The following is a 20,668-nucleotide window of genomic DNA, read 5'->3' as shown; positions in this document are numbered from 1 at the left end:
GGACCATGTAATAAGTGGATGCCCTGCCCGTAGTTTTAAGGCTTTGTGCTCCTTCGAGTCTTTGAGCCTTTGTGGCAAAAAAGCTACACTGCCGGTTCCTGCTGGCTCAAACAATGCCAGCTACCCAAACCCCAGATAACATCTGTACTATCTATGCCAACTACTTTCCTGTCTGGGAAGCAAGCTGTAAGTATCGATAATGCTTTGTCATCGTTTTTATCCCTATAGGTAGGTACTGCTACCACATCATTCGCAATATAAAAATTGGCATAAGAGGCAGGTAAGCGCTGGTCTTCATATTCTACTGGGGAGGGCATTGGCAGTTCTATAATATTTAATTGCTTGCCATTTAATAGACGCATCTTTTTCAATGCTTCCAAGTTTTCTTGTAGCAAATGGTAGTTGTCGTCTGCTTTATTTTCTTCTATCACTGTAACAACCGTATCCTCATTTACAAAACGGGTAATGTCATCTATATGCCCATCGGTATCATCTCCTACAATACCATCACCTAGCCAAAGTATTTGTTCTGCACCGTAATAATCATATAGATACTTCTCTATTTCTGCTTGACCTAAATGTGGGTTCCTGTTTTCATTGAGCAAACAAGCAGTTGTAGTAAGGATAGTACCCTTGCCATTAAAGTCAACAGAACCGCCTTCCATTACAATACCTGGATGGAATACAGGTATACCATAAGCCCTGCTGATTAACGTAGGTACTACATCATCCAGTTCATAAGGGGGGTATTTATCGCCCCAGGCATTATAATCCCAATCTACAATGGCTTTTTTCTCTGGCCTGTTAGGGTTAATCAAAAAAGCCGGGCCATGGTCACGGCACCAAGCATCGTTGGTAGGGTGGAAATAGAACTTAATATGATCCATATTAACCCCAGCATTCATTAAATGGTGGGCAGAAAAAGCCTTCATGGCTTCATTTTCCACATTAATGCAGACCAGCTCGCCCTCGCTAACCACTTTTATAAATTGAGAGTATGGGGCATAAATGGTATCTATCTTGCCCGGCCAGCTTGCTTCTTTATGTGGCCAGCTAAGCCATGTGGCTGTATGTTTATGCCATTCAGCAGGGAAATAATAGCCTAAATCTTTTGGGGTAATAATATTGTTCATAGTAGGAAAGTCGTAAGTGATAAGTGGTAAGTGATAAGGCGTAAGATTAAAACCTTCTAAGTTTGCTGAAGTCAGCAATTCGCCCCATCCCCGTCATTTCGACGCAGGAGAAATCTCATCGAACATCAGCGCATCATATAAAGAAGGAGAAAACTAATAGGAAATAGTCATTACTACATTAGGTTAGATTTCTCCTGCGTCGAAATGACGGGGATTTTGAAAGCGTATTAATCCTCGTCAATATACCTTTTGGTGATAGGGGCATAGCTGTCTATCCTTCTATCCCTCAAGAAAGGCCAATGGGTGCGGTAGCGTTCTGTTTTCTCTGTATCTATTTCCGTAACTACGGTTTCTTCCTCATCATGCGAAGCCTTATATAATAAAGTGCCGAATGGGTTGGAGATAAAAGAGCCGCCCCAGAATTTCATATCTGCCTCGTAGCCAACACGGTTTACCGATACCACAGGCACGCCATTGGCAATGGCATGTGAGCGTTGTATGGTTTGCCAGGCATTATATTGTTCCACGTTGGTTGCTTCGTCTTGATGGGTTGCCCAACCGATGGCAGTAGGGTAGAACAAGATTTCAGCACCCATCAATGATGTGATACGGGCAGCTTCCGGATACCATTGGTCCCAACAAATCAATACACCGATAGTGGCGTATTTGGTTTTGAATACTTTATAGCCCAAATCGCCCGGTGTGAAATAGAATTTCTCGTAATACCCGGGATCGTCAGGGATGTGCATTTTGCGGTATTTGCCTAGGTATTTACCATCTGCATCTATTACGGCTGTGGTATTGTGGTATAGGCCATTCGCCCTTTTTTCAAATAAAGAAGCAATAATGACCACATTGCACTCTGCCGCTACGGTAGTTAGCGCATCTGTAGTAGGTCCTGGTATAGCTTCGCCCAATAGGAAATTGTCATGGTCTTCCACATCGCAGAAATAGAGTGAGGTAAATAGCTCTTGCAGACAAACAATCTGCGCACCTTTGGCAGCGGCTTCCCTTATTTGTGCAATTGATTTCTGTATGTTGGATGGTTTATCGGCGTTGCAACTCATTTGCACAGTGCCAATTTTTACTATAGCCATTTACTTGATGTATTTAAAGATATAAAAGCCGCCAAAATTAAGGGTTAGTGGGGTAATTCTGGTGGCTAATCCTTTTTGGTGGATGATATTCCCGCAGGTGAAGAGAGTGTCATCATTTTTCCAATTGCATCCTATGGCGTAACAATGTCGTTTTTTGTTTGGAAAAACAAACTTCCCAAAAGGTTAGGCTAATTCTTTTTTTGAGGTGCTGGTGAGTGCCAAACCAGCATATAATGTAACCTTATTTGAATACATAGTGAAAATATTTATGAACGATTTTCAGGGGAGTTGCCTGCTTTGTTTGGCTGACTTTTGAGACCCTGAATTTAGTTTTTAGGTATTCTTGCATCATAACTCATTGAAATACAGTGCTTTTGTATTTTTAAAGATGAGTGTTTTGTGAGTGAAAAGTGAGTGATTTTTGAGTGTTTTTTGAGTGATTTGTGGGTGAAAAGTGAGTGAAAAGTGAGTGCTTTTTCGTTTTTTTTTAGTACAGATGTAGTTCATAATGACGTTTTTTTTTGTATTAATCCCAGATTTTGCAGTTGAAATCTATTGCAAGCCCCAACTACTTCAAACACAAGCATTTGCTTGATTTTTTGGCCTTGCCATAGTACACTATGTTTTCGACCAAAAATTCGGCTCAAATACTTGTCTTTATTGCATTTGAGCCTTTCATAACGAAGGCAACTGCAAAATCCGAGTTAAAAGTAGCCCACAGGGCAGAGAACCAAGGCTAGTGCAACCAATAAGGATTGTACCAACAAAAACAAGGGTGTCCTATACTACAAAGTTGGGATTAATTTGGGCCTGTGCAAAAAGACAATCCTATATGGGGGAAATATGCCCCCATGAGTGCCCCAAAATGCCCCCATGGTGCGGGAAAACCTGAATTACAATGACTGATATATACTCACCAACACCTCAAAACAAGAACTAGCCGCATTTTTTTGTGTTATATAGTTAAATCCATCCACTTTTTTACCTCTTACATAAATTTTTTAGGCAGTATAAATTTATTTTTTCTATTTTTGATTAATCGTTTAAGCGAAGCCTTGCTTAAACTTCTTTGCCTAAAAATATATTGTTAACGATTTGCCGCTTGTTTTATGAATACACTACTACTTTCCCAATTTTTTTTAATATCATTTTTACACTTATTTATTAAGGCTGCAAAAAGGCGGCTTTATTTCCAGCATTTGTATTTACACATTCCCGATTCTTAAGTGTTCCAATACTCTCTTTTTCAATCCTTTATTTCTTTTAAATAACGCCCCTTTCCATTGTTTTTAATTATTAATTAAAATGTTAATTGTTTCCAATGAAAAAGTTTTCCTTTCGTATCAAATCCTTGCTGCCTTTAGGATGCCTGCTTGCTTGCACGGTTATCATGGGTAGTTTGTCTGCTCAGTCCACTTATTACTGGGTGGGTGGTAGTTCGGGTAGTTTAGCACAGTCTTATACTGCTGGTACTGCGCCTTGGTCGGCTACTTATGGTGGTTCGGCCATCACATCGGCACTTATGCTCACCAATAGCGATACCCTTATTTTCGATGGGGGCAATATTGGCGGTGGCAGTAAGGGCAATGTTACCGTAACCCCAACACTGAACACATTTACACTAACCCCCACGGCCATTACTACTGTTGGTACTGTAAATACCCAAACAATGACGGCTGTTTCGTTTGCCAGTGTTGCTGGCATAGCGGTGGGGCAATATGTATCGGGTGGTGCATTGTTGCCGGGTACTTTTGTAGGCAATATAAATACCTCTAGCAATATCATTACTTTTTCTGGGTTTGAGCCGGGGTTGGCAGTTGCCCCTTTTACTTTTACAAGCATTAGTATTGGTGGCATAAAACTAACAGGGGGCATTACTTTGTCCATTGCAAAGCCTACCAATAGCGGTGGTGCCATCACGGTGCAGGCAATTGAGTTGGGCACGGCACTTGCAAGCGGCAGCAATGTTGCTGGCGGTATATTGGATGATGGGGGCAATGAAATAATGGTGAATGGCAATATTACAGGTGCCAAAGGCAGCGGTACCCATCGGGGGCGGGGGAGGCTGAGGATGGTAAACGTTGCAGGGGTGAATATATCCGATGGCATTACCGTGGGCAACTTATATGTGGATGGCTTGCAACGCACTACCTTGTCTAATGTTACCATCAGCAACGATTTAATACTAAGGGGATTGAGCGGCAGCACAGGTAATTTTGCCGTTAGTTTTGCCAATGCCAATGTGGGGGGCAATATATATGCAGGTATCGTAGGCACAAGCAACCCTGGCAACTTTGCTGGGCAAAGCAATATTTACAATGATGTGTTTGGCAAATTGACAATGATTGGCGGATCTGCAACTTCTGGCATTATTAGCGGTAGTACATCAGGTGGTGGCTCGGGTTATGCAACTGCTACGAGTGCTGCATTTACGTTGCCTCCACCCGTTAATGGGGGCATTGGCGCCACTATACAATTAGGAATTACATCAGGGGCTATTAATGCCAATAATAACGTAACTATACTTGACCCTGGTACTGGCTATGATGCTGGCGCAGGTACTATTACAGTGGCTATACCCGGTGGTGCCGGGGCTACTGTTACACTTACAATTGCAGGCACGCACAATAAATACATAGCCGTAGGGCAATATAACTTGGATATTTATGGCGATTTGGTTTTGGCAGACACAGCCGCAGGCAATAGCGTAATATTAGGGGCTGCAAAAAGTATTGGCCGTACACTATGGGTAAGAAGAAACCTTAGTTTTAGTGCTGGCAATACTTCTGGTAAAATGATTATTAATAGTGATGGCACAACCAATGCTTCGCAGCCAAACTCACTGGCCATTGGCAATAACGCTAATGGTGGTTATGGTTCTATCACCATGGCTAGTACCAATAAAGTAGCTACTGCATACCCTGGTTTTGGCAGGTTGTATTTCAACTCTACCATTACTAATGCAAACGGGGGCGGCACTATTTATTTTGACACGGCGGCCAACCAGTTTTACGCAGTGCAATATTACCGTGGCAATTTTACGCTTGGCAGTTCATTAAAAGTTGCCAATTCCTGGGCTTTTAGTGGTGGCACTAATGGCGTTAGCAATTTGCTTGCTATTGGTGCAGGTGCTACGTTGACATTGCCCAATAATATTACACAAACTGCAACCTTGTTATATGGCATAGATGCCAGCAATGCTACTTCATCAGTGGTTTTTGCAGGAGGTGCCGCAACCACTGTTCCGCCAGCCTTTTTTAACCCTGCCAGTGTTGCAAATTTAAACGTGGCCACTGCTTTTCCCGTTAGGATTTCAAATGACCTGACAGTAACTGGGCTTGTAGGGTTGTCGGCGGGCTCAAGTTTAATTGCTGCCGCAAATAATACGCTTACCCTTTTAGGCAATGCAACAGGCGCAGGCATTATCAACTGGGCAAATGGCACTGTTATTTGCATCGGCACTGCTGCACAAACCATCAACCTGACTGCTGCTGGCAATTTAACGATTAATAATGCCGCAGGTGTTACGGCTAGCCCGGCAGTAACAGGTTTGCTTACCATTACCAGTGGCGATTTGTCTAATTATTCCAATATCAATGCCAGTACAAGTGTTTTATACAATGGCAGTGCAGCCCAAACTGCCAATGCAGGTTTAGGTTCGGTGAATAATTTAACCATCAATAATGCAGCAGGTGTTACATTAAGCAGTTCACCTACTGTAAATGGTGCACTTACTTTAACCAGTGGCAAGTTGTTTATCAGCGATAAAAACCTGAAATTAGGTTCCAGTGCTACTGTATCCCAAGCTAGTGCGGCCAATAACTATGTAGCTATCACAGGAGCAGGGACTGTAAAAAGAACAGTAGCTTCTGGGGCAGCAACATTGTTCCCTATCGGTACTAAAGCTACCTATAACCCTGTAACATTAACCCCAACATCTGCTACTGATTTATATGTAGGTATCGTTTCGGGCAATACCCCAACATTGACAACCATCGGCGGTACATTGGATACTGCCAAAACCCTAAGCAGGACATGGAGCATTACCCCAAGTATCCCTTCTGCCACAGACATGACCTTTGGTTATGATGGCGTAGCAGATGCAAATTCAGGCTTTGACAATAGCGGGTCAGATGTGGCTTTACTGCACAATGCAGGTTCATGGGAATATGCACAGCACGTATTGCTAGGTTCTGGCGTGGGTGTTTCCAAAGCGGCAGTGTTTACAGGCATTACCTCTTTCTCCAATTTCACTATTGCTAATCCGGGTACAGGGGCAGTGTATATAAATGGCACTGTTGCGAAAGCAAACGATGAATACCGCTCTGTAAAATCTGGTTTGTGGGACGATGCTGCTACCTGGCAGGTATTGAACGCCACAACATCTAACTGGGAATCTACGGTAACTATTCCTAGTGAAACAAATACCGCTACTATTAAAGCAGGTGATACCGTAACCATCGGTGGCCAAGCAGGTATAGGCACTTTGACCATTGAAACGGGCGCAACCTTAAAGTCGTCTGCCAATGCCTATACGGCTGCTCCAATAGTATTTACGGTTGGCAAAGCAAATGCAGTGTTCAATAACAATGGCACATTCGGTACTACTATTGGTACTGCAACCACTGCTGGTGGCGATGGTATCAGTATCGTGTTAGCCCCAGCTTGTACTTCTTTCTCGTTAACAGGTACTGGTTCTACGGGTATAGGCAATTTATACCCTATGGCAGGTAGCAATAATTTGGTGGCTGTACTAGACCAAAGCGTTCAATTCCGTGCATCATCTGCAAGCACTAAGAAAACAGTGCTTTCATTGATTGACCCAAGCGATGTTACCGCTACCGGGTCTAGGACATTGATAGTGAATGCAGGGAAAACGGTTTCATTTATTGATTCAAATGCCTGTTTGCATAGTACCTTATTCTCACCCAATACAGGCTCTTTCAATGCACAGCAAGGTGATATTGTTTATGATATTCAAGGCACATTACACCTAAATGGGGGCAATATTTATTTGAGTTCTTCCAGCAATGCAGCTTCATCAGCACAAAAAGTAAAACTGAATATTGGTGCTGCTGGCAAAATAATTGTTGCTGGCGATTATAATGTAAACAAGGTGCAATCTACCCAATCGGTTTACACCTATATAGAAGATGGTGGTTTGTTGGATGCATCTGGTGCGCCACTTGCCAAAGCCAATAGTTTTGGTTTGAGCCGTGATGCGGTTGTTAATACTTCTATAGACAAGATTAATAGCAACGCTACAATCACAATCGCTGCTGGCAGTGGCGGTTATTATACAACAGCACCTACCGTTACCATTAGTGGTATTACTGGCGGCACAGGTGCTACCGCTACGGCTGTATTAACTGGCAATACGGTAACAAGCATTGTTTTCAGTGGGGCTACTGGCACTTATACTGGCACGCCATTTATTAGCATTGCCCCAAGCACGGTTGGCGGTTTGGCATGGGTAGTAATGGGCGGTATCAATGCAACCTATAGCAGGTTGTGTGGTAGTTCCAAAGAAACGTACAATATCGCAGTGCCGCCCGCTTCTGGCAATTATGCGGCTATAAAAGGCAACCCACTGCAAATAAATACGTTCTTGAATGGCCAAACAGATGTATATAGCGTTGGCGTTGCAACAGGCAACACGCCTGCACCTGCCACCGCTTTTACCGATGTAGATCCGAAGTATGCCTTGAACAGGACATGGAAAATAATCCCAAGCCGTACTAGCAATGCTTATGGCACTTACCTCTATTTTGGGTTTACTGGTGGTTCAGAAGATGCCAACTCGGCTTATTCGCCTACATTCCCTGCCGTGCAAAATGTAACGGCAAGCTATGAAACAGACAATGGCCCAACCATAGCCATTGGTACTACCGATTTATTTGCTTTTAGGACACAGTCAGGCAAATGGGCAAGTTTATCAGGTATCAATACAGGCAATTCGCCTACCGCAGGCAGTTTTGGCACTACTTGGCAAATGCCACAGCAGCAAACAAGCTATATACAAACAGGCTATTTTACCTCTGCTTTTGTTGCACCGTATTATTTCACGCTTAAAAATGCAGGTGCGCCCTTTATTTGCCATTAAGCAAGTAGTAAGTCATAAATAAATAAAAACTCGAATGCTCAAAAGACTTACGACTTACCACTATTAACTATTATATAACTCATTAATTTATACAATCATGACAAAGTATATTTTTTTAAAATGCTTTTTAATAAGTAGCTTAATGGTTTTGGGTATGTTGGCTACAAGCAGTTTATCTGCGCAAGTAACAGCAGTAGGGCAAGTGTGGCAATATTCGTTGCAAATAAAAGGCTGCACGGGCAGTGGCCAACCAAGGGCTTATATGTGGATACCGCCCAATTGCTCCAAGCTCCGAGGCATGGTGTTGCCACAAAACAACATGGAGGAATTTTCTGTGGTAGAAAACCAACAGTTCAGGGATTCGATGGCTTCTATCAATTTTGGAATTATCTGGATTTCGCCTGCTTTTGAATTTTTGTACAATGTGCAGGAAGGGGCAAGGGAAACATTCTTGCAAATGATGGCCGATTTGGCATCCCTTTCTGGTTATGGCGAATTGAAAAATGTGCCTTGTGTGCCGATGGGACACTCTGCAAGTGCCAATTTTCCTTTTGCTTTTACAGCAGGAACGCCCGAAAGGACTTTGTGTGGCGTATCGATGAGTGGCATATTCCCTTACGATTACAGTAACCTGTTTGCCACCAACTACCAATGCGGTACTACCAGCGACTATATTCCCCAATTGATAAGCAACGGTGAATATGAAGGTGCAGGCGATATGACCAGCACTTCTACCACCGTATTCAATAGGCGGTCTGCACACCCATTAACACCCATCACACATTTGCCTTGCTCAGGCGAGTTCCATTTTGCTACTTCGCAGCGCAAAACCAATTTTATTGCTTACTACATCAAAAAAATTGCTGCTGCAAGGTTGGTGGCAAATGCAACCGATACATCATTGGCTACCTTAAAACCAATTGACCCTACTGTTACAGGATGGCTAGTGGACAGGTGGCGCAAGAATATGCGGCCCCGCTATCCCCGTGCCCCAGTAGCTTCTTACACGGGCAAAAAAGCATTGGTAGGCACAAAAGGAGAAGAAAATTTTTGGTGTCTTGACGAAGAGATGGCCACTAAAATAGAAGATTTTGAAAACCTGTATTTCCGCAAGGCACCCACTTTGGTAATGTACAACCAAAGCACCGTTGGCGGTGTAGTGGGCCCACAAGTGCCGCAGAACAATAACCACGTGCAATGCCATTTGAATTTTATACCATTAAATGATAGCCTAGATTTTGAATTGTCTGCTTCTTTTGCCGATACTATCCCAGCCATGAGTGGCAGGTGTGCTGGCTGGATGGCTACCACCGATACTGTAACCGGAAATTGGACAAATGGCAAAGTGGGCGCACCTGTTGCACACCCTGCCGATAACAAAAAATGTGAGATTATCAGGGAAATAGGCCCCATGTCTATGATACGCAAGGATACCACCACGGGCATTTATACATTCAGGATGACATTGGAAAGGGGGCTTAACCCATTAGTAACCAACTACAATGGTACGGCTATCTTTAGCTTGACGCATCCCGGCGATGCAACTTTTAAAGCATCTGTATTGCAGGCAGAAATAGGTATTTCTGTGCAGAATACTACTGGCCTTGTGCAAACCATAAAGTTCGACCAATTGGCCAATGTGCCTTCTACTACTACCTCCATACCTTTGAGCGCTACTTCCAATTTAGGATTGCCCGTTCAGTACTTTGTAAAAGAAGGCCCTGCACAGTTGGTAGGCAGCAACCTAGTATTTACGGCTATACCACCAAGTACTAAGTTCCCAATGAAAGTAACCGTAGTGGCTTGGCAGTGGGGCAGGGATGGTGTGCTTGCACCATACACTGCTGGCAAAGCGGTGCCATATCCTGGCCAATTGATACAAACAGCCACGCCAATAGAAAATACATTTTACATAACAGGAAGTAATCTTCCGGTAAAACTGGCTGATTTTACTGGCAAATTAGTTGGCAGCAGGGTAGAGCTGGACTGGAAAACGGCTATTGAATTGAATGCAAGTTCTTTTGGAGTAGAAAAGAGCAGCGATGCGCAAAGCTGGGGTTTGGTAGCTACAGTTGCTGCAAAAGGCACACCATCTGCATACCAAATGTTTGACAATGCCCCACAAGACGGTGTAAACTATTACCGCTTGAAAATGATAGACAAAGATGGCAGCTACCAATATTCAAAAGTAGTTTCTGTTTTTGCAAGCATTACCAATCTAAAAATTAGTAAAATAGGCAATTTGGTAAATGTAACAGGCGGCAGGGCTAATGCGCCAATTAGCATAGCTGTTTACAATAACCTTGGGCAAATAATGCTGGTGAACCAGCAAAGGATACCTGCCAGTCAAGTGGTCTCTACCTATTTAACCAACTTGTCTAGTGGGGTATATATCATACATGCAGCTTCGCAAGAGTTTGTAAGGAACTTAAAAGTGATAGTGCAGTAAATGTTTTGCCACAAAGGCACAAAAACACGAAGACGCACAAAGAAAAAAGGTTAAAAGTTATCAAATAAGATAACTTTTAACCTTTTTTCGTTCTTTATTTAAAATTTTATGCCTTTTTGTGTCTTCGTGCCTTCGTGGCAGATTAACCAAATTTGTACCTGAGTAGTAACAAAAAAGTGATGGGAGGAAATTTTGCCCATCACTTTTTTATGAAAAAAATTTTTTTTAAAAATAAATCCTATTAACTTTGTGGACTAATTAAAACTTCCTATTTTTGCTTTGTCAATTAAAAAAATGAATACACTTACTATCATGTCGCACTTTACTTGTAACCGCTATTGTTGTTGTTGAAATACTAATATGGGTTTCTGCAACCCATCAATGACCCACTATTATTTTTAAATTACTAAATGATTATTACCATGCAAACTCCATCTTTGGCGGTTACTAAACCTGCGTTTATTGGCACACAAACTGTTTCTACCCGTATTTATAATTATGGCTATTACCCATTGATTAAAGGCGATTTTGCGCCTGTATCGCACCTTAGCCAGGAACCATTTATTTCTATGCAGCATTATTTAGACTTGCAGCAGCCCTTAGTATTGTTTTTTTTTCCTGCTGCTGGCAATATTGCATCGCTAAATGCCTTGGCCAGCTTGCAACTTGAGGTACAGGAAAATGGGGGCAACCTAGTAGTGCTTACCAGCAACACATCCCGTAGCTTCCGCAAGCAAGTAAGCCAGCTAAACAACCTTACTGTTTATGAAGACAGAGACAATGAAGTAGCCGAGTTATTTGGCTTGTTTGACGAGGCTAACCCATTGGGCAATTGGCTATCTGGTATAGAAGATGCCAATGCAGCATTGCCAGCTGTTTATGTGATAGCCCCAGATCGTGAAATTGTTTTCCATCATATAGACTATCAGTTCAATGCCTTTATTGGAAATGAATTCCCAGACATTATCTTAACGGGTTTGTTGGATGCAGTAAGCACGTTAAGCACATCTTATAGCTATTTAAGCCGTTGGAGGAAAAAACTGGTTTCCTGATTACTTGTAGTTGCGATGCTAAAAATAGCTGCGTGGCCGAGTGGTTTAGGTTAAGGTCTGCAAAACCTTTTACGGTGGTTCGATTCCACCCGCAGCGTCTTTTTTTTTGCCACGAAGGCACAAATACACAAAGCAGTACAAAGAAAAGATGGTTAAATGGTTTTGGATAATACAAATCATGTTCTTTTTTCTTTTCTTCTTCTTTATTTCCTTCGTGCCACTTTGAGCCTTCGTGCCTTTGTGGCGAAAAATATTCAATATCCATCCCATTTACCCTTTTTATTTCTTTTGCTTTACTCGTTTTACTACATTGCAAGACAATAAAAATGTAAATATGATATTGAAAAAATTAAAACAGGCTTTGGCGTTGGGATTGTTAGTGTATCTGCCAGTTGCCGCAATGGCATGGGGAATGGAGGGGCATAGGATTGTGGGCGAAATAGCAGAAAGCTACCTTTCACCCAAAGCAAAACTAGCCGTGCAGAAAATATTAGGCACAGAATCGATGGCCATAGCCAGCAACTGGCCCGATTTTATCAAGTCTGACACCAGTTACAAATACCTTAACCCTTGGCATTATTTGAATGTGAAAGACAGCTTGACGGAAGCCGAATTTAAAAAATATTTAGAATCAGATAATACAGTGGATGCTTATACCAAACTTAATTTCTTAATCAAGCAATTGAAAGACAAAAGCCTGCCCAAAGAAAAACAATTGATGTACCTGCGTTTGGTGATACATATAGTAGGCGATATTCACCAGCCCATGCATGTGAGCCGCGAGGAAGACCAAGGAGGCAATAAAATAAAATTGTCTTGGTTTGGCCAGCCTACTAATTTACACGGTGTTTGGGACGAAAAGATTATCGATTACCAGCAATTGAGCTATACCGAATATGCAAAATCCATTAACCACACAACGGCAAAGGAAGTAAGTGAATGGCAGCACGAGCCGCTAAAGTATTGGATATACCAATCGTACAGCGAAGCCCAAAAAATATATGCCGAGATAAAGCCAGACATGAAATTGAGCTACCGCTATAATTTCGACCATATTCAGACCGTTAACACGCAACTCCTGAAAGGCGGCGTGCGTTTGGCAGGCTTGCTGAACGAGATTTTTGGGTAAGTGTTTAGTTGCCTACTGAAAGGTACTGAGAGCAAAAGTGTAAGCAACGTAACACTTTTCTTTTTTGCCACGAATGCACGAATATGCACTAATTTTTTTATTGGTGGCTATTTGCGTATCCGTGGCAAATTACTTGTAGTCTTATACCACCAAAGCATTCAATTTCACGTCATAAGCCGCATTGTCGCTAAACATTTGCAGCCCTTCCTTCAAGCTTAGGTACGAATGCCCTTTCCCGCGGTTGATAATAGAAACTTTATACAACAAATACAAGTGCCGCACTATCTCTTTCCAAGCAAAGAAAATAGAATGCTTGGGGTCGTAAATATGCGTTGGCTCGCTGCCAGCACCGTTTAGTTCTATAATGCTGAAATTTTTGCCTTCTGCCAATTCCTCCCAAGTATTAAAGCGGATGTCTAACCGGCCAAAATAAAACCCATTTATCTGCCTGCAAACATCATCTATCACTTCTTCTAAGCGTTCATTAACCAAATGACTATCGTCAATAAACATGCAGCCCCTTGCATGGTTGCCATAAGGCAGCAGTATTTCTGTTTGCCCAGCAGGCAGAACGGTAGGCAATTGGTCTTTCAATATCTTTTTCAAGATGGGTATTTGAAGTACGTAACGCTCGTTTTGTTGCAACAATTGTAAAATAGTGCTGCTGCCGTCCCCTGTTACTTGAAGAAATTCTTTGCGTACAATGCCAGTTATTTTTCCCTTTGCTTCGTTCGGCATCCGTACATAAAACAGCCCAATTTCTTTAGGGAAAGGTATAAATGGCTGCACAATAAACGGCACTGTATATAAAGGCAATACTGCTTGAAGCTCGGCTTCATCGTTTACCTTTTTCACGCCCCTGCCCCTAGCGCCCATGTCAGGCTTTACAATCAACGGGAAGTCTAGCCCGTATGCCTTTAGCTTTTGCAAGATAATAGTATGGCAAGTGCCAATATCAAAATATAAGGTTAAAGGCTTATAAGGAGGTGGGATAAGTGGGTCTATAGATATTTTGGTCTCCATTAAAAAGCCCCCATTTTTAATAGTAGGGTTTGATGCAGCAAAAAAGAAAAAAGAACGTGCTTTGATGCCCAGCCACATAAACACCAAATAAATGGGGGTATAAACCACGCCAAAAGGCCAGTACTCCCAATGCATCAAACGGATAAAAAACGGCTGGCGGATAAGTGATTGTATTTTTTGTTTCATAAAGTAAGTTTGCTAAAAGGGTAAATGGTAAATAACTAATAAACTAGACATTCTCATGTATTTCCCTAGCCAGTATTTGCTTCACCTGTTTCTTTTGCATGCAATCGTTATATAGCAATTGGGCTTCATTTTCTGAAATAGCCACGGAAGTAATGCTCACGGTAAGCATTTGGTTGCCCCGGTTCATTTGCAAGCCATATTGGCTGTTGCCCTTGCCGGTATGCGTGTGAAAATCTATGACTGCTGCTTGTGTAGGGTAGGGGTTTGCATTCAGGAACTTTTGAAACCATGCTTTTCTTGCTGCAATCATTACTTCATCGTATAGGGTAACGGATGACCATATATACGCTTGGTTTTCTTTTAGCCTATTTATCCTTGCATCCCTTCCATCCCAAACACATTCATATAGCTTCCCTTCTATAAAAAGTACCAAAGTGCAGTTCTCTATCCCCGTAAAATCAAAACCATGCAATGCTTCAAGTATGTTTCCACTGTTGAATAATTTGGGCAAAATACTGCCCCGGCTTGCCCGGTAGCTTGGCTTGGGTATATGCTTTTCAAAAGCACCGTTTAGCAATACGCCAGTGTCGCCCTTTTCATTCACAACAAACCATGTGCCTCCTGCTTTTGCATCAATGGGGTAAACGATGCTGCCAAATGCAGTTTCAAATTTTTGTGGGGGTATTGCGGGTGGCCTTACTGTTTTCTCGTCCCTGTTGCTGGTAATAATTACTTGCTTGCCCCCTGGTATATAACTTACTGTGCACATGATTGGCGGTATTTAAGTGTTGAAGGAGCCACGCCAAAGGAGCTGCTTAGCTCGTAGCCACCAATTTCATTGATGCCTATCCTTATCAAAGCCATGTGGTGGATTGTATGCTCATCGCAATAAAACACCTCACGCTGAAAGCTTGTTGCAAACTGTTGCCCTTCATTGAAAAGCAAAATTGCCTTGTCTTTTTGTGCTAGATTATTTGCAACTGCTTCTAGGCATTCAATGGCATAAGCTAAAGAGCTTTCTATTACTATATCCCTTTTGCGTTTGGCATAATCAACCTGCCCAGTTTTGTAGCCGCCAAGCACGCATTGGTACATTTCTATGGAGTGCCTTACATGCTGGCCAATAGTTGCACCCGACAAAATAGTAGATTGCTGGGTATAATGCCCGTCTTCAACCATGTATAAAAAATCAATCAATTGTTGCAGTATTTCGTTTCTCATATTATTTTCAATTATTTGCGGTTTAATAATAGAAGCAATTGGTTTTTGCTCACCCATATAATGTATAGGGAGGATATGGTTACAAGCAGCGCATAAATAAACAGTTGACCATGGTCGCCCATTACTTCTATGCCGAGTATGAACAAATGAGAGGCAATTGCCCCTGCCATTACGCCAACTGCTAGTATAGCACCGTATATGGATGTTTTAGGGAAAATAATCAAAAGCGATGCAAGTAACTCTGCAATGCCAGAACCAATGCGGCCCCAAGGTTCTATGCCTACTTTTGTGAAAATATAAACCGATTCTGGCGCGGCGGTAAACTTGAAAAATAGTGTTTGCAACATAATTATAGCAGCAACTATGCGGCTAATCCAAAGCAGGGTTGTTTGTGTTTTCATTTTGTGTGTATTGTTTTTGTGTGAAGGTTATTTATAAATTTTCATCCAGTTGGCATCTGCGCTTTTCATCAGGTGTGCCTCGTCTTTGTTCCAGCTTTTTAGCGTGTTGGTAAAAAACTTATTGTAAAACAGGTATAGTTTTCCATTGGCTATCTTGTAGGTTTCAGGGTCTACTTCTACTTTGCTGCCATCGTTGCCCATGGCAAAGGCACACCACCCGCCATATTGGGGTTCGTATTGTGCTGGGTTTTTCTTGAATAAATCCCTGTTCTCTGCACTGGCAAAATAGTAGGTAACGCCCATGTACGTTGCAGTAAAGGAGGGTTTGCCTTCTTTTGGCTTGCCAATGAAATAGCTTGTTGGGTCGTACCCTTTAATGGCTACGTCTTTACTAAGGTTAAACTGGGTTTTCCGTTCGCCCGATTTGTCGGTTTGGGCAAATGACGCAATGGATAACATGGCTAACATGCCCATAAAAAATACTCGTTTCATAATAATTGATGGTTGGTTATAATAATTGATAATTGACAGTTGATAATTGATATTTGGCAGTTGATATTTTGTTTAACTCATAACTCATAATTCTTAATTCAGCCCTGCGTACCCAAACAAATGGTTGTATTGCTCGCAATGGATAAGGGCATATTTGTATTCGGTTAAGTCTATTGAAGCAGGTATATCATACAGTTGATTGCCATTGGTTGATTTTAGCGAGCCTAGTTTTACAAAATGGACGGGCTGCATTTCTTTGCTTATATACACTTTCAGGTCTGGGCCATTGCTTACGGCAAAGTTTTCCAATGCCAATTGATAACTGCTCCCAGTTTTATAGATGGTTGCTTTGCCTGAAGTGGTGCCATAGGGCCCGCTTATAAAGCTGCCCGACAACTTTGCAACTGTTGTGGTGCTGTCTATGCGTTCGTTGAGGGTGGCGGTAGAAGTTGCTTCCTTAGTACAAGAAGCAATGCTTAAAACAATGGCTGTTACAATAATGATGTGTTTTACCCCAAAAAGCATTTTAAATAATTTGCTAGTTCAGACGGGGTTATTACAAAAGCCTTACAAGTATTTAGAAGTTTTTTTAAGGTATTTTTGGGTTAGGGGTGCTTAGTTCTTACAACCTCTCCATTTCTACAATAATACGGGTTTTCACACCCTGCGGCAGTTTTTCATCAGCATGGTTATGCTTGGCATTCCGCCCTATAAAGCCTGTTTGCAGCTCAAAACGTTTGCAAAGCGAGCAGATAGAAAGGTGCATCCGCAAGGTAAACCTCTCCCACAGCGTAATTTTTCCTTTTTCTTCTTTTTTAGAAATAAGGAAAGTGGCTTTTTTGCAACTGATATTTACAACGTTCATGCTTCTTCTTTCGGTAATAAATGTAAACGACCCTTTTTAATTCAAAACTCAAAACTCAAAACTTAAAATATAAAACTTAAAATAATATTAGTTATTTAACCAATTCTTTTCAATGCATTTCCTCAATTGCAACTTTGCCCTGTGGATAATTACCCAATAGTTTGACGGGGTAATGTTCAAAACCTTACAAATTTCGTCCGACTCCAAATCTTCCATGTACTTCATCACAAATACATTTTTCTGCATTTCCTGCAATTTCTTTTTGCAAAGCTCCAGTATATTGTAAAACTCCTTGGTTTCCACAGGCTGCTGGTAATTGATGCCCCATTCGTTGGGCTGGTCTTCCTTTGTCCAATGCTCTGCATCGTCAAAAAAATGGCTAGTGGTGTCCGCCTCGCCATATTGGACCTTACTTGTGCTTTTTTTGCGGTAGTGGTCAATAATCTTGTTCTTGCAGATGGCAAACAACCAGTTCTTTTCCGAGGCCTGGGCATTGTAGGTTTCCCGGCTTTTCCAAGCACTTAAAAAAGTGTCCTGTACTATGTCTTCTGCCAAGCCCTTGTCGCTTACCCTTTGCAGGGTATAGTTATACAAGATGTCGCCATATTTATTTATCCAGTCTTCTGCTTTCAACAAAGGTCCCATGCTTGTTTTTTAGAGGTGTTGACAGTGGTAAAATTAGTAAATATAATGAGATGATAAACGGCTTGCTGAAAAAGAGATGCCCCTATTGTGAGCAATAAAAAAACAATTGCACCCTATACCGGCAAGTTCTTTTGCAAACAACAAAAGGCGGTATGGGAATTGATGTAAAACTACTGTAATGGCCAATTGGTTATGCTAAAAAAATCAAACAAATATGAAAAGTATTAAAAAAATCCTCATTGCATTGGACGATGAACCCTCTGCAGAAAAAGTTGCATTGGCTGCCGTGCAGCTAGTAGAAGCCTTGCAGGCAGAAGTAGCAATTGCGAGCATAGTGGAGCCAAGGGTGATGATGACTGAAAGCGACATGACGGAGATAGGCATGATTATGCATTCTGCCACCAATGTAGAAGCAGAAGTGGAAGACATACTAAAAAAAGAGTTTGGCCAAATGCAGCATACTATAGCCCAAAAATTGTTCCCAGGCAAAGAAGTTGAGCTGTTTATTGAAGATGGATCGCCTTACGAAGCTATCTTGAAAGTTGCCGAGCATTGGGGAGCAGATTTAATAGTGATGGGTTCGCATGGCAGAACGGGGCTTGCCCACTTGTTGATGGGCAGCATAGCAGATAAGGTAATAAGGCATTCGCCAATACCTATTCTTGTAATACCTACCAAGGATGAGTAAGAAATTATCGATAACCTAAAATGGCTGCCAACATACAGATTAAAAAAAACTTTCACTATTTAGACATGCCAGGTAGCCTGTTGTGAACACCCTTCCTCTGAGGTTTTGAACACACTTGTTTTTATTGCATTTAGGCCTTTTATAACGAAGCCAAGCAAAATCTGGGTTTGAACTAGGTTATTTGTTGTTTTTCGGTGGTTTATTTTTTTTTGCAACTTCCCTTTTTTGCCATTAACTCATTGATATTCAGTTATTTATGTTTTTTTTGGCCTCATTTTTTACTATAATTTAAGTGAATCTTATGATAGTTCATTGATAATGGAATGATAGTTTATTGATAGGAAACTAATAATTTATTGATAATAAACTGATAAGATTTTGATGGTGGATTATCATTTTCCCAAGCCAACCATCCGTTGCGAGGGTAAAGGCAAAGATGCCCTAGTTCCTTATTTAATGTAAAGTTGGCATGAATAGGTATATAGCCCAAAATAAAAATCCTATATGGGGGAAATATGCCCCCATGAGCATCCAAAAATGCCCCCATATAGGATGCTTGGTTAGCAGCAAACAGCAAGGCAGTGAATTAAATATTTCCTATTTCTACCAAACAGAAAACAACAAAAAACGAAATTTTGAAATGGACCCTCCTAAACTAGCTAATCTGCCAACGGTTCGTTGTTGGTCGGAGACCCAACTGCGGCGAAGAACGGAGGGAAGAACAACAAGGGTAAACTTCAAGGTTATATATGCAAAAAGCAAATAAAGCATTGCGAATAAAACACAACCATCCTAACAACAACCGCCATCCACTAACATCCGTATTTGCAATATGGCTGGCTTGACAGAACAAACTCGGCCTTTAGTCCTTTTTTTAGCTTTCGTTCTGGCTGGCCGTACAATATTGGGCAGTAGGTTATATATTTGAACTTTAGGAGCAGGTATTAGGCTTTTGTTGTCGGCTGACCCAGCGCTATTTTCAGCCACATCCCAAATACCGACTCTTTAGCTGTCATTCTTCCCGATGCGACCACCCTGCTAATTTGAGCAGAAGGACGAAACCTCAACAAAAACTGTTATTTTAGCTGACTAATTTTAAGTCAAGAATTTTAATGAAGCATAAGTACGTAAACTTTATATCGAACGACCATTTGTTGACTTGCATTGGCAATCTTCACAAGGCATATTTGAAAGCAAAAAACAATATCACTAAAAAAAATTTCTATACAAATAAGGTTGACACAATCAAATTGACATTTGACGCAAAATTTAATGACATTGACGAGGAAAGCCTTATTCAATCTGAAATTTTACGCCAAATAGACAAGTCTATAAACAAATCAATTGGCACTTTTCACGAACAAATATTAGGCGGAATTGAGGGATTTGAAATTGGTAACTTAAGTGGTTTCGACATTAAAGCAAATGACAACACCTTATTTGCTGATATTAAAAACAAACACAACACCATGAACAGCAGCTCGGCAGAAAGCTTGTTCCAAAAATTAAAAGTTTATGCCGACACCTACAAAAAAGCAAATTGCTATTGGGTGCAAATTTTAGCCAAAGGAAGTTTTAATGAACATTGGAAAGGTGAAATAAATGGCAAAGAATACAGCCATAGCAGGGTTTTCAAAATTTCAGGCGACCAATTTTATGCTTTGCTTTCTGGCCAAGAAGATGCACTTTTACAACTGTATAAGGTATTGCCAATAGCCATAAAAGATTACCTGAATTCAATTGAAAGCAAAGATGCAGCAAAAGAAAATTCCGCCATTGATGAAATAAAACTGGAAACTGAAATTTCTAACCGCACTATCTTGGACCAGATAACTTTTGAAAATTACAGTTACTATTTAGGATTTGATAAAATGTGATTTCCTAATTGCAACACCAGCAACTTTAAAATACGCTCAATTTTATTTTTTACATCAATGCTGCACTCTTTGATATTAGACCTTATAGCTTCCCTGTTTAAAAGCTCAATCAAATCATTGTCTAGAAAATCAACTAGAAGATTTACTGGAATAAGTTGCCCCCTGCCTCTTAGTATAAAACTAATTTCCTCCTTCCAATCCCTATCCTCAAATTGGTTTTCTAATTTCCAATTCCGATGCACAACAGATTGAATCCTTTTTAGCTGCCCAAGCTTGACTACACCTAAAATATCTTTTCGCATGGCAT

The 20,668-nt window shown here is 41.2% G+C and carries 18 protein-coding genes and 1 tRNA gene; 8 read left to right on the top strand and 11 right to left on the bottom strand.

The genetic code is table 11. The features are described from left to right. Positions 1-83 precede the first annotated feature (83 nt). On the bottom strand, positions 84-1,133 hold the full coding sequence (locus tag ACHFIY_RS16210; protein WP_410847162.1) for an agmatine deiminase family protein: 1,050 nt from the start codon (positions 1,131-1,133) through the stop codon (positions 84-86). A gap of 227 nt (positions 1,134-1,360) precedes the next feature. Further along, positions 1,361-2,230 carry a carbon-nitrogen hydrolase gene (locus ACHFIY_RS16205; protein WP_410847161.1) on the bottom strand — a complete coding sequence of 290 codons (870 nt, stop codon included), beginning with the start codon at positions 2,228-2,230 and terminating at the stop codon, positions 1,361-1,363. Positions 2,231-3,551: 1,321 nt separating this feature from the next. Here ACHFIY_RS16205 and ACHFIY_RS16200 point away from each other — a divergent pair. The 5 genes from ACHFIY_RS16200 to ACHFIY_RS16180 all read left to right on the top strand — a co-directional run bounded on the left by ACHFIY_RS16200 (position 3,552) and on the right by ACHFIY_RS16180 (position 12,963). After that, positions 3,552-8,333 carry a beta strand repeat-containing protein gene (locus ACHFIY_RS16200; protein ID WP_410847160.1) on the top strand — a complete coding sequence of 1,594 codons (4,782 nt, stop codon included), beginning with the start codon at positions 3,552-3,554 and terminating at the stop codon, positions 8,331-8,333. Positions 8,334-8,430: 97 nt separating this feature from the next. Continuing rightward, entirely contained in the window at positions 8,431-10,782 is a 2,352-nt protein-coding gene (locus ACHFIY_RS16195) for a T9SS type A sorting domain-containing protein (protein WP_410847159.1), read from the top strand. Positions 10,783-11,204: 422 nt separating this feature from the next. Continuing rightward, positions 11,205-11,834, top strand: a complete 630-nt coding sequence (locus ACHFIY_RS16190) for a redoxin domain-containing protein (protein ID WP_410847158.1) — start codon at positions 11,205-11,207, stop codon at positions 11,832-11,834. Between the two features lie 26 nt (positions 11,835-11,860). After that, positions 11,861-11,932: transfer RNA gene (locus ACHFIY_RS16185), tRNA-Cys, on the top strand. A gap of 236 nt (positions 11,933-12,168) precedes the next feature. Then, a complete protein-coding gene (locus tag ACHFIY_RS16180; protein WP_410847157.1) occupies positions 12,169-12,963 on the top strand; it encodes a S1/P1 nuclease in 795 nt (264 codons plus the stop codon). 141 nt (positions 12,964-13,104) lie between these two features. Here ACHFIY_RS16180 and ACHFIY_RS16175 read toward each other — a convergent pair whose 3' ends face one another. From ACHFIY_RS16175 to ACHFIY_RS16140, 8 genes are all read right to left on the bottom strand, one after another. Further along, the gene (locus ACHFIY_RS16175) at positions 13,105-14,172 is read right to left on the bottom strand and encodes an ATP-grasp domain-containing protein (protein ID WP_410847156.1); all 1,068 of its coding nucleotides are present in this window, start codon (positions 14,170-14,172) and stop codon (positions 13,105-13,107) included. 43 nt (positions 14,173-14,215) lie between these two features. After that, complete coding sequence (locus ACHFIY_RS16170; RefSeq protein ID WP_410847155.1) at positions 14,216-14,941, bottom strand: NRDE family protein; 726 nt, start codon at positions 14,939-14,941, stop codon at positions 14,216-14,218. Then, complete coding sequence (locus ACHFIY_RS16165) at positions 14,929-15,393, bottom strand: hypothetical protein (RefSeq protein WP_410847154.1); 465 nt, start codon at positions 15,391-15,393, stop codon at positions 14,929-14,931. The genes ACHFIY_RS16170 and ACHFIY_RS16165 overlap by 13 nt, the downstream gene beginning before the upstream one ends. Positions 15,394-15,404: 11 nt before the next feature. Beyond that, the gene (locus ACHFIY_RS16160; RefSeq protein WP_410847153.1) at positions 15,405-15,794 is read right to left on the bottom strand and encodes a DoxX family protein; all 390 of its coding nucleotides are present in this window, start codon (positions 15,792-15,794) and stop codon (positions 15,405-15,407) included. A 27-nt stretch (positions 15,795-15,821) separates the two neighbouring features. Further along, positions 15,822-16,286 carry a YHS domain-containing (seleno)protein gene (locus tag ACHFIY_RS16155; RefSeq protein ID WP_410847152.1) on the bottom strand — a complete coding sequence of 155 codons (465 nt, stop codon included), beginning with the start codon at positions 16,284-16,286 and terminating at the stop codon, positions 15,822-15,824. A gap of 93 nt (positions 16,287-16,379) precedes the next feature. Beyond that, complete coding sequence (locus ACHFIY_RS16150) at positions 16,380-16,811, bottom strand: DM13 domain-containing protein (RefSeq protein WP_410847151.1); 432 nt, start codon at positions 16,809-16,811, stop codon at positions 16,380-16,382. Positions 16,812-16,908: 97 nt separating this feature from the next. After that, positions 16,909-17,151, bottom strand: coding sequence for an anti-sigma factor family protein (locus ACHFIY_RS16145; RefSeq protein ID WP_410847150.1), 243 nt, complete (start codon positions 17,149-17,151; stop codon positions 16,909-16,911). Between the two features lie 87 nt (positions 17,152-17,238). Further along, positions 17,239-17,796: a sigma-70 family RNA polymerase sigma factor gene (locus ACHFIY_RS16140; RefSeq protein ID WP_410847149.1), complete on the bottom strand. Its 558-nt coding sequence runs from the start codon at positions 17,794-17,796 to the stop codon at positions 17,239-17,241. Between the two features lie 214 nt (positions 17,797-18,010). On the opposite strand from ACHFIY_RS16140, the gene ACHFIY_RS16135 reads away from it, so the two are divergent. The 3 genes from ACHFIY_RS16135 (at position 18,011) to ACHFIY_RS16125 (ending at position 20,361) form a co-directional block, all read left to right on the top strand. Then, entirely contained in the window at positions 18,011-18,484 is a 474-nt protein-coding gene (locus tag ACHFIY_RS16135) for a universal stress protein (RefSeq protein ID WP_410847148.1), read from the top strand. Positions 18,485-19,427: 943 nt separating this feature from the next. Next, the gene (locus ACHFIY_RS16130) at positions 19,428-19,493 is read left to right on the top strand and encodes an LEPR-XLL domain-containing protein (RefSeq protein WP_410847179.1); all 66 of its coding nucleotides are present in this window, start codon (positions 19,428-19,430) and stop codon (positions 19,491-19,493) included. A 103-nt stretch (positions 19,494-19,596) separates the two neighbouring features. Then, entirely contained in the window at positions 19,597-20,361 is a 765-nt protein-coding gene (locus ACHFIY_RS16125) for an Eco47II family restriction endonuclease (RefSeq protein ID WP_410847147.1), read from the top strand. On the opposite strand, the gene ACHFIY_RS16120 is transcribed toward ACHFIY_RS16125, so the two are convergent. Beyond that, complete coding sequence (locus ACHFIY_RS16120; RefSeq protein ID WP_410847146.1) at positions 20,337-20,663, bottom strand: hypothetical protein; 327 nt, start codon at positions 20,661-20,663, stop codon at positions 20,337-20,339. The two genes, ACHFIY_RS16125 and ACHFIY_RS16120, sit on opposite strands and share 25 nt — an antisense overlap. Positions 20,664-20,668: the final 5 nt, after the last annotated feature.

Source organism: Parasediminibacterium schistidii, from assembly GCF_046546515.1.
GTDB lineage: Bacteria > Bacteroidota > Bacteroidia > Chitinophagales > Chitinophagaceae > Parasediminibacterium.
Note: the sequence above shows the minus strand (reverse complement) of the source record. Positions and strands in the feature narration are given on the sequence as shown.

Bases quoted from the DNA above. Each gene is read 5' to 3' on its own strand.
- ACHFIY_RS16195 (WP_410847159.1), top strand. From the start codon at position 8,431: ATGACAAAGTATATTTTTTTAAAATGCTTTTTAATAAGTAGCTTAATG.
- ACHFIY_RS16120 (WP_410847146.1), bottom strand. From the start codon at position 20,663: ATGCGAAAAGATATTTTAGGTGTAGTCAAGCTTGGGCAGCTAAAAAGG.
- ACHFIY_RS16170 (WP_410847155.1), bottom strand. From the start codon at position 14,941: ATGTGCACAGTAAGTTATATACCAGGGGGCAAGCAAGTAATTATTACC.
- ACHFIY_RS16190 (WP_410847158.1), top strand. From the start codon at position 11,205: ATGCAAACTCCATCTTTGGCGGTTACTAAACCTGCGTTTATTGGCACA.
- ACHFIY_RS16150 (WP_410847151.1), bottom strand. From the start codon at position 16,811: ATGCTTTTTGGGGTAAAACACATCATTATTGTAACAGCCATTGTTTTA.
- ACHFIY_RS16200 (WP_410847160.1), top strand. From the start codon at position 3,552: ATGAAAAAGTTTTCCTTTCGTATCAAATCCTTGCTGCCTTTAGGATGC.
- ACHFIY_RS16140 (WP_410847149.1), bottom strand. From the start codon at position 17,796: ATGGGACCTTTGTTGAAAGCAGAAGACTGGATAAATAAATATGGCGAC.
- ACHFIY_RS16125 (WP_410847147.1), top strand. From the start codon at position 19,597: ATGAAGCATAAGTACGTAAACTTTATATCGAACGACCATTTGTTGACT.
- ACHFIY_RS16210 (WP_410847162.1), bottom strand. From the start codon at position 1,133: ATGAACAATATTATTACCCCAAAAGATTTAGGCTATTATTTCCCTGCT.
- ACHFIY_RS16165 (WP_410847154.1), bottom strand. From the start codon at position 15,393: ATGAGAAACGAAATACTGCAACAATTGATTGATTTTTTATACATGGTT.
- ACHFIY_RS16145 (WP_410847150.1), bottom strand. From the start codon at position 17,151: ATGAACGTTGTAAATATCAGTTGCAAAAAAGCCACTTTCCTTATTTCT.
- ACHFIY_RS16175 (WP_410847156.1), bottom strand. From the start codon at position 14,172: ATGAAACAAAAAATACAATCACTTATCCGCCAGCCGTTTTTTATCCGT.
- ACHFIY_RS16180 (WP_410847157.1), top strand. From the start codon at position 12,169: ATGATATTGAAAAAATTAAAACAGGCTTTGGCGTTGGGATTGTTAGTG.
- ACHFIY_RS16155 (WP_410847152.1), bottom strand. From the start codon at position 16,286: ATGAAACGAGTATTTTTTATGGGCATGTTAGCCATGTTATCCATTGCG.
- ACHFIY_RS16205 (WP_410847161.1), bottom strand. From the start codon at position 2,230: ATGGCTATAGTAAAAATTGGCACTGTGCAAATGAGTTGCAACGCCGAT.
- ACHFIY_RS16160 (WP_410847153.1), bottom strand. From the start codon at position 15,794: ATGAAAACACAAACAACCCTGCTTTGGATTAGCCGCATAGTTGCTGCT.
- ACHFIY_RS16135 (WP_410847148.1), top strand. From the start codon at position 18,011: ATGAAAAGTATTAAAAAAATCCTCATTGCATTGGACGATGAACCCTCT.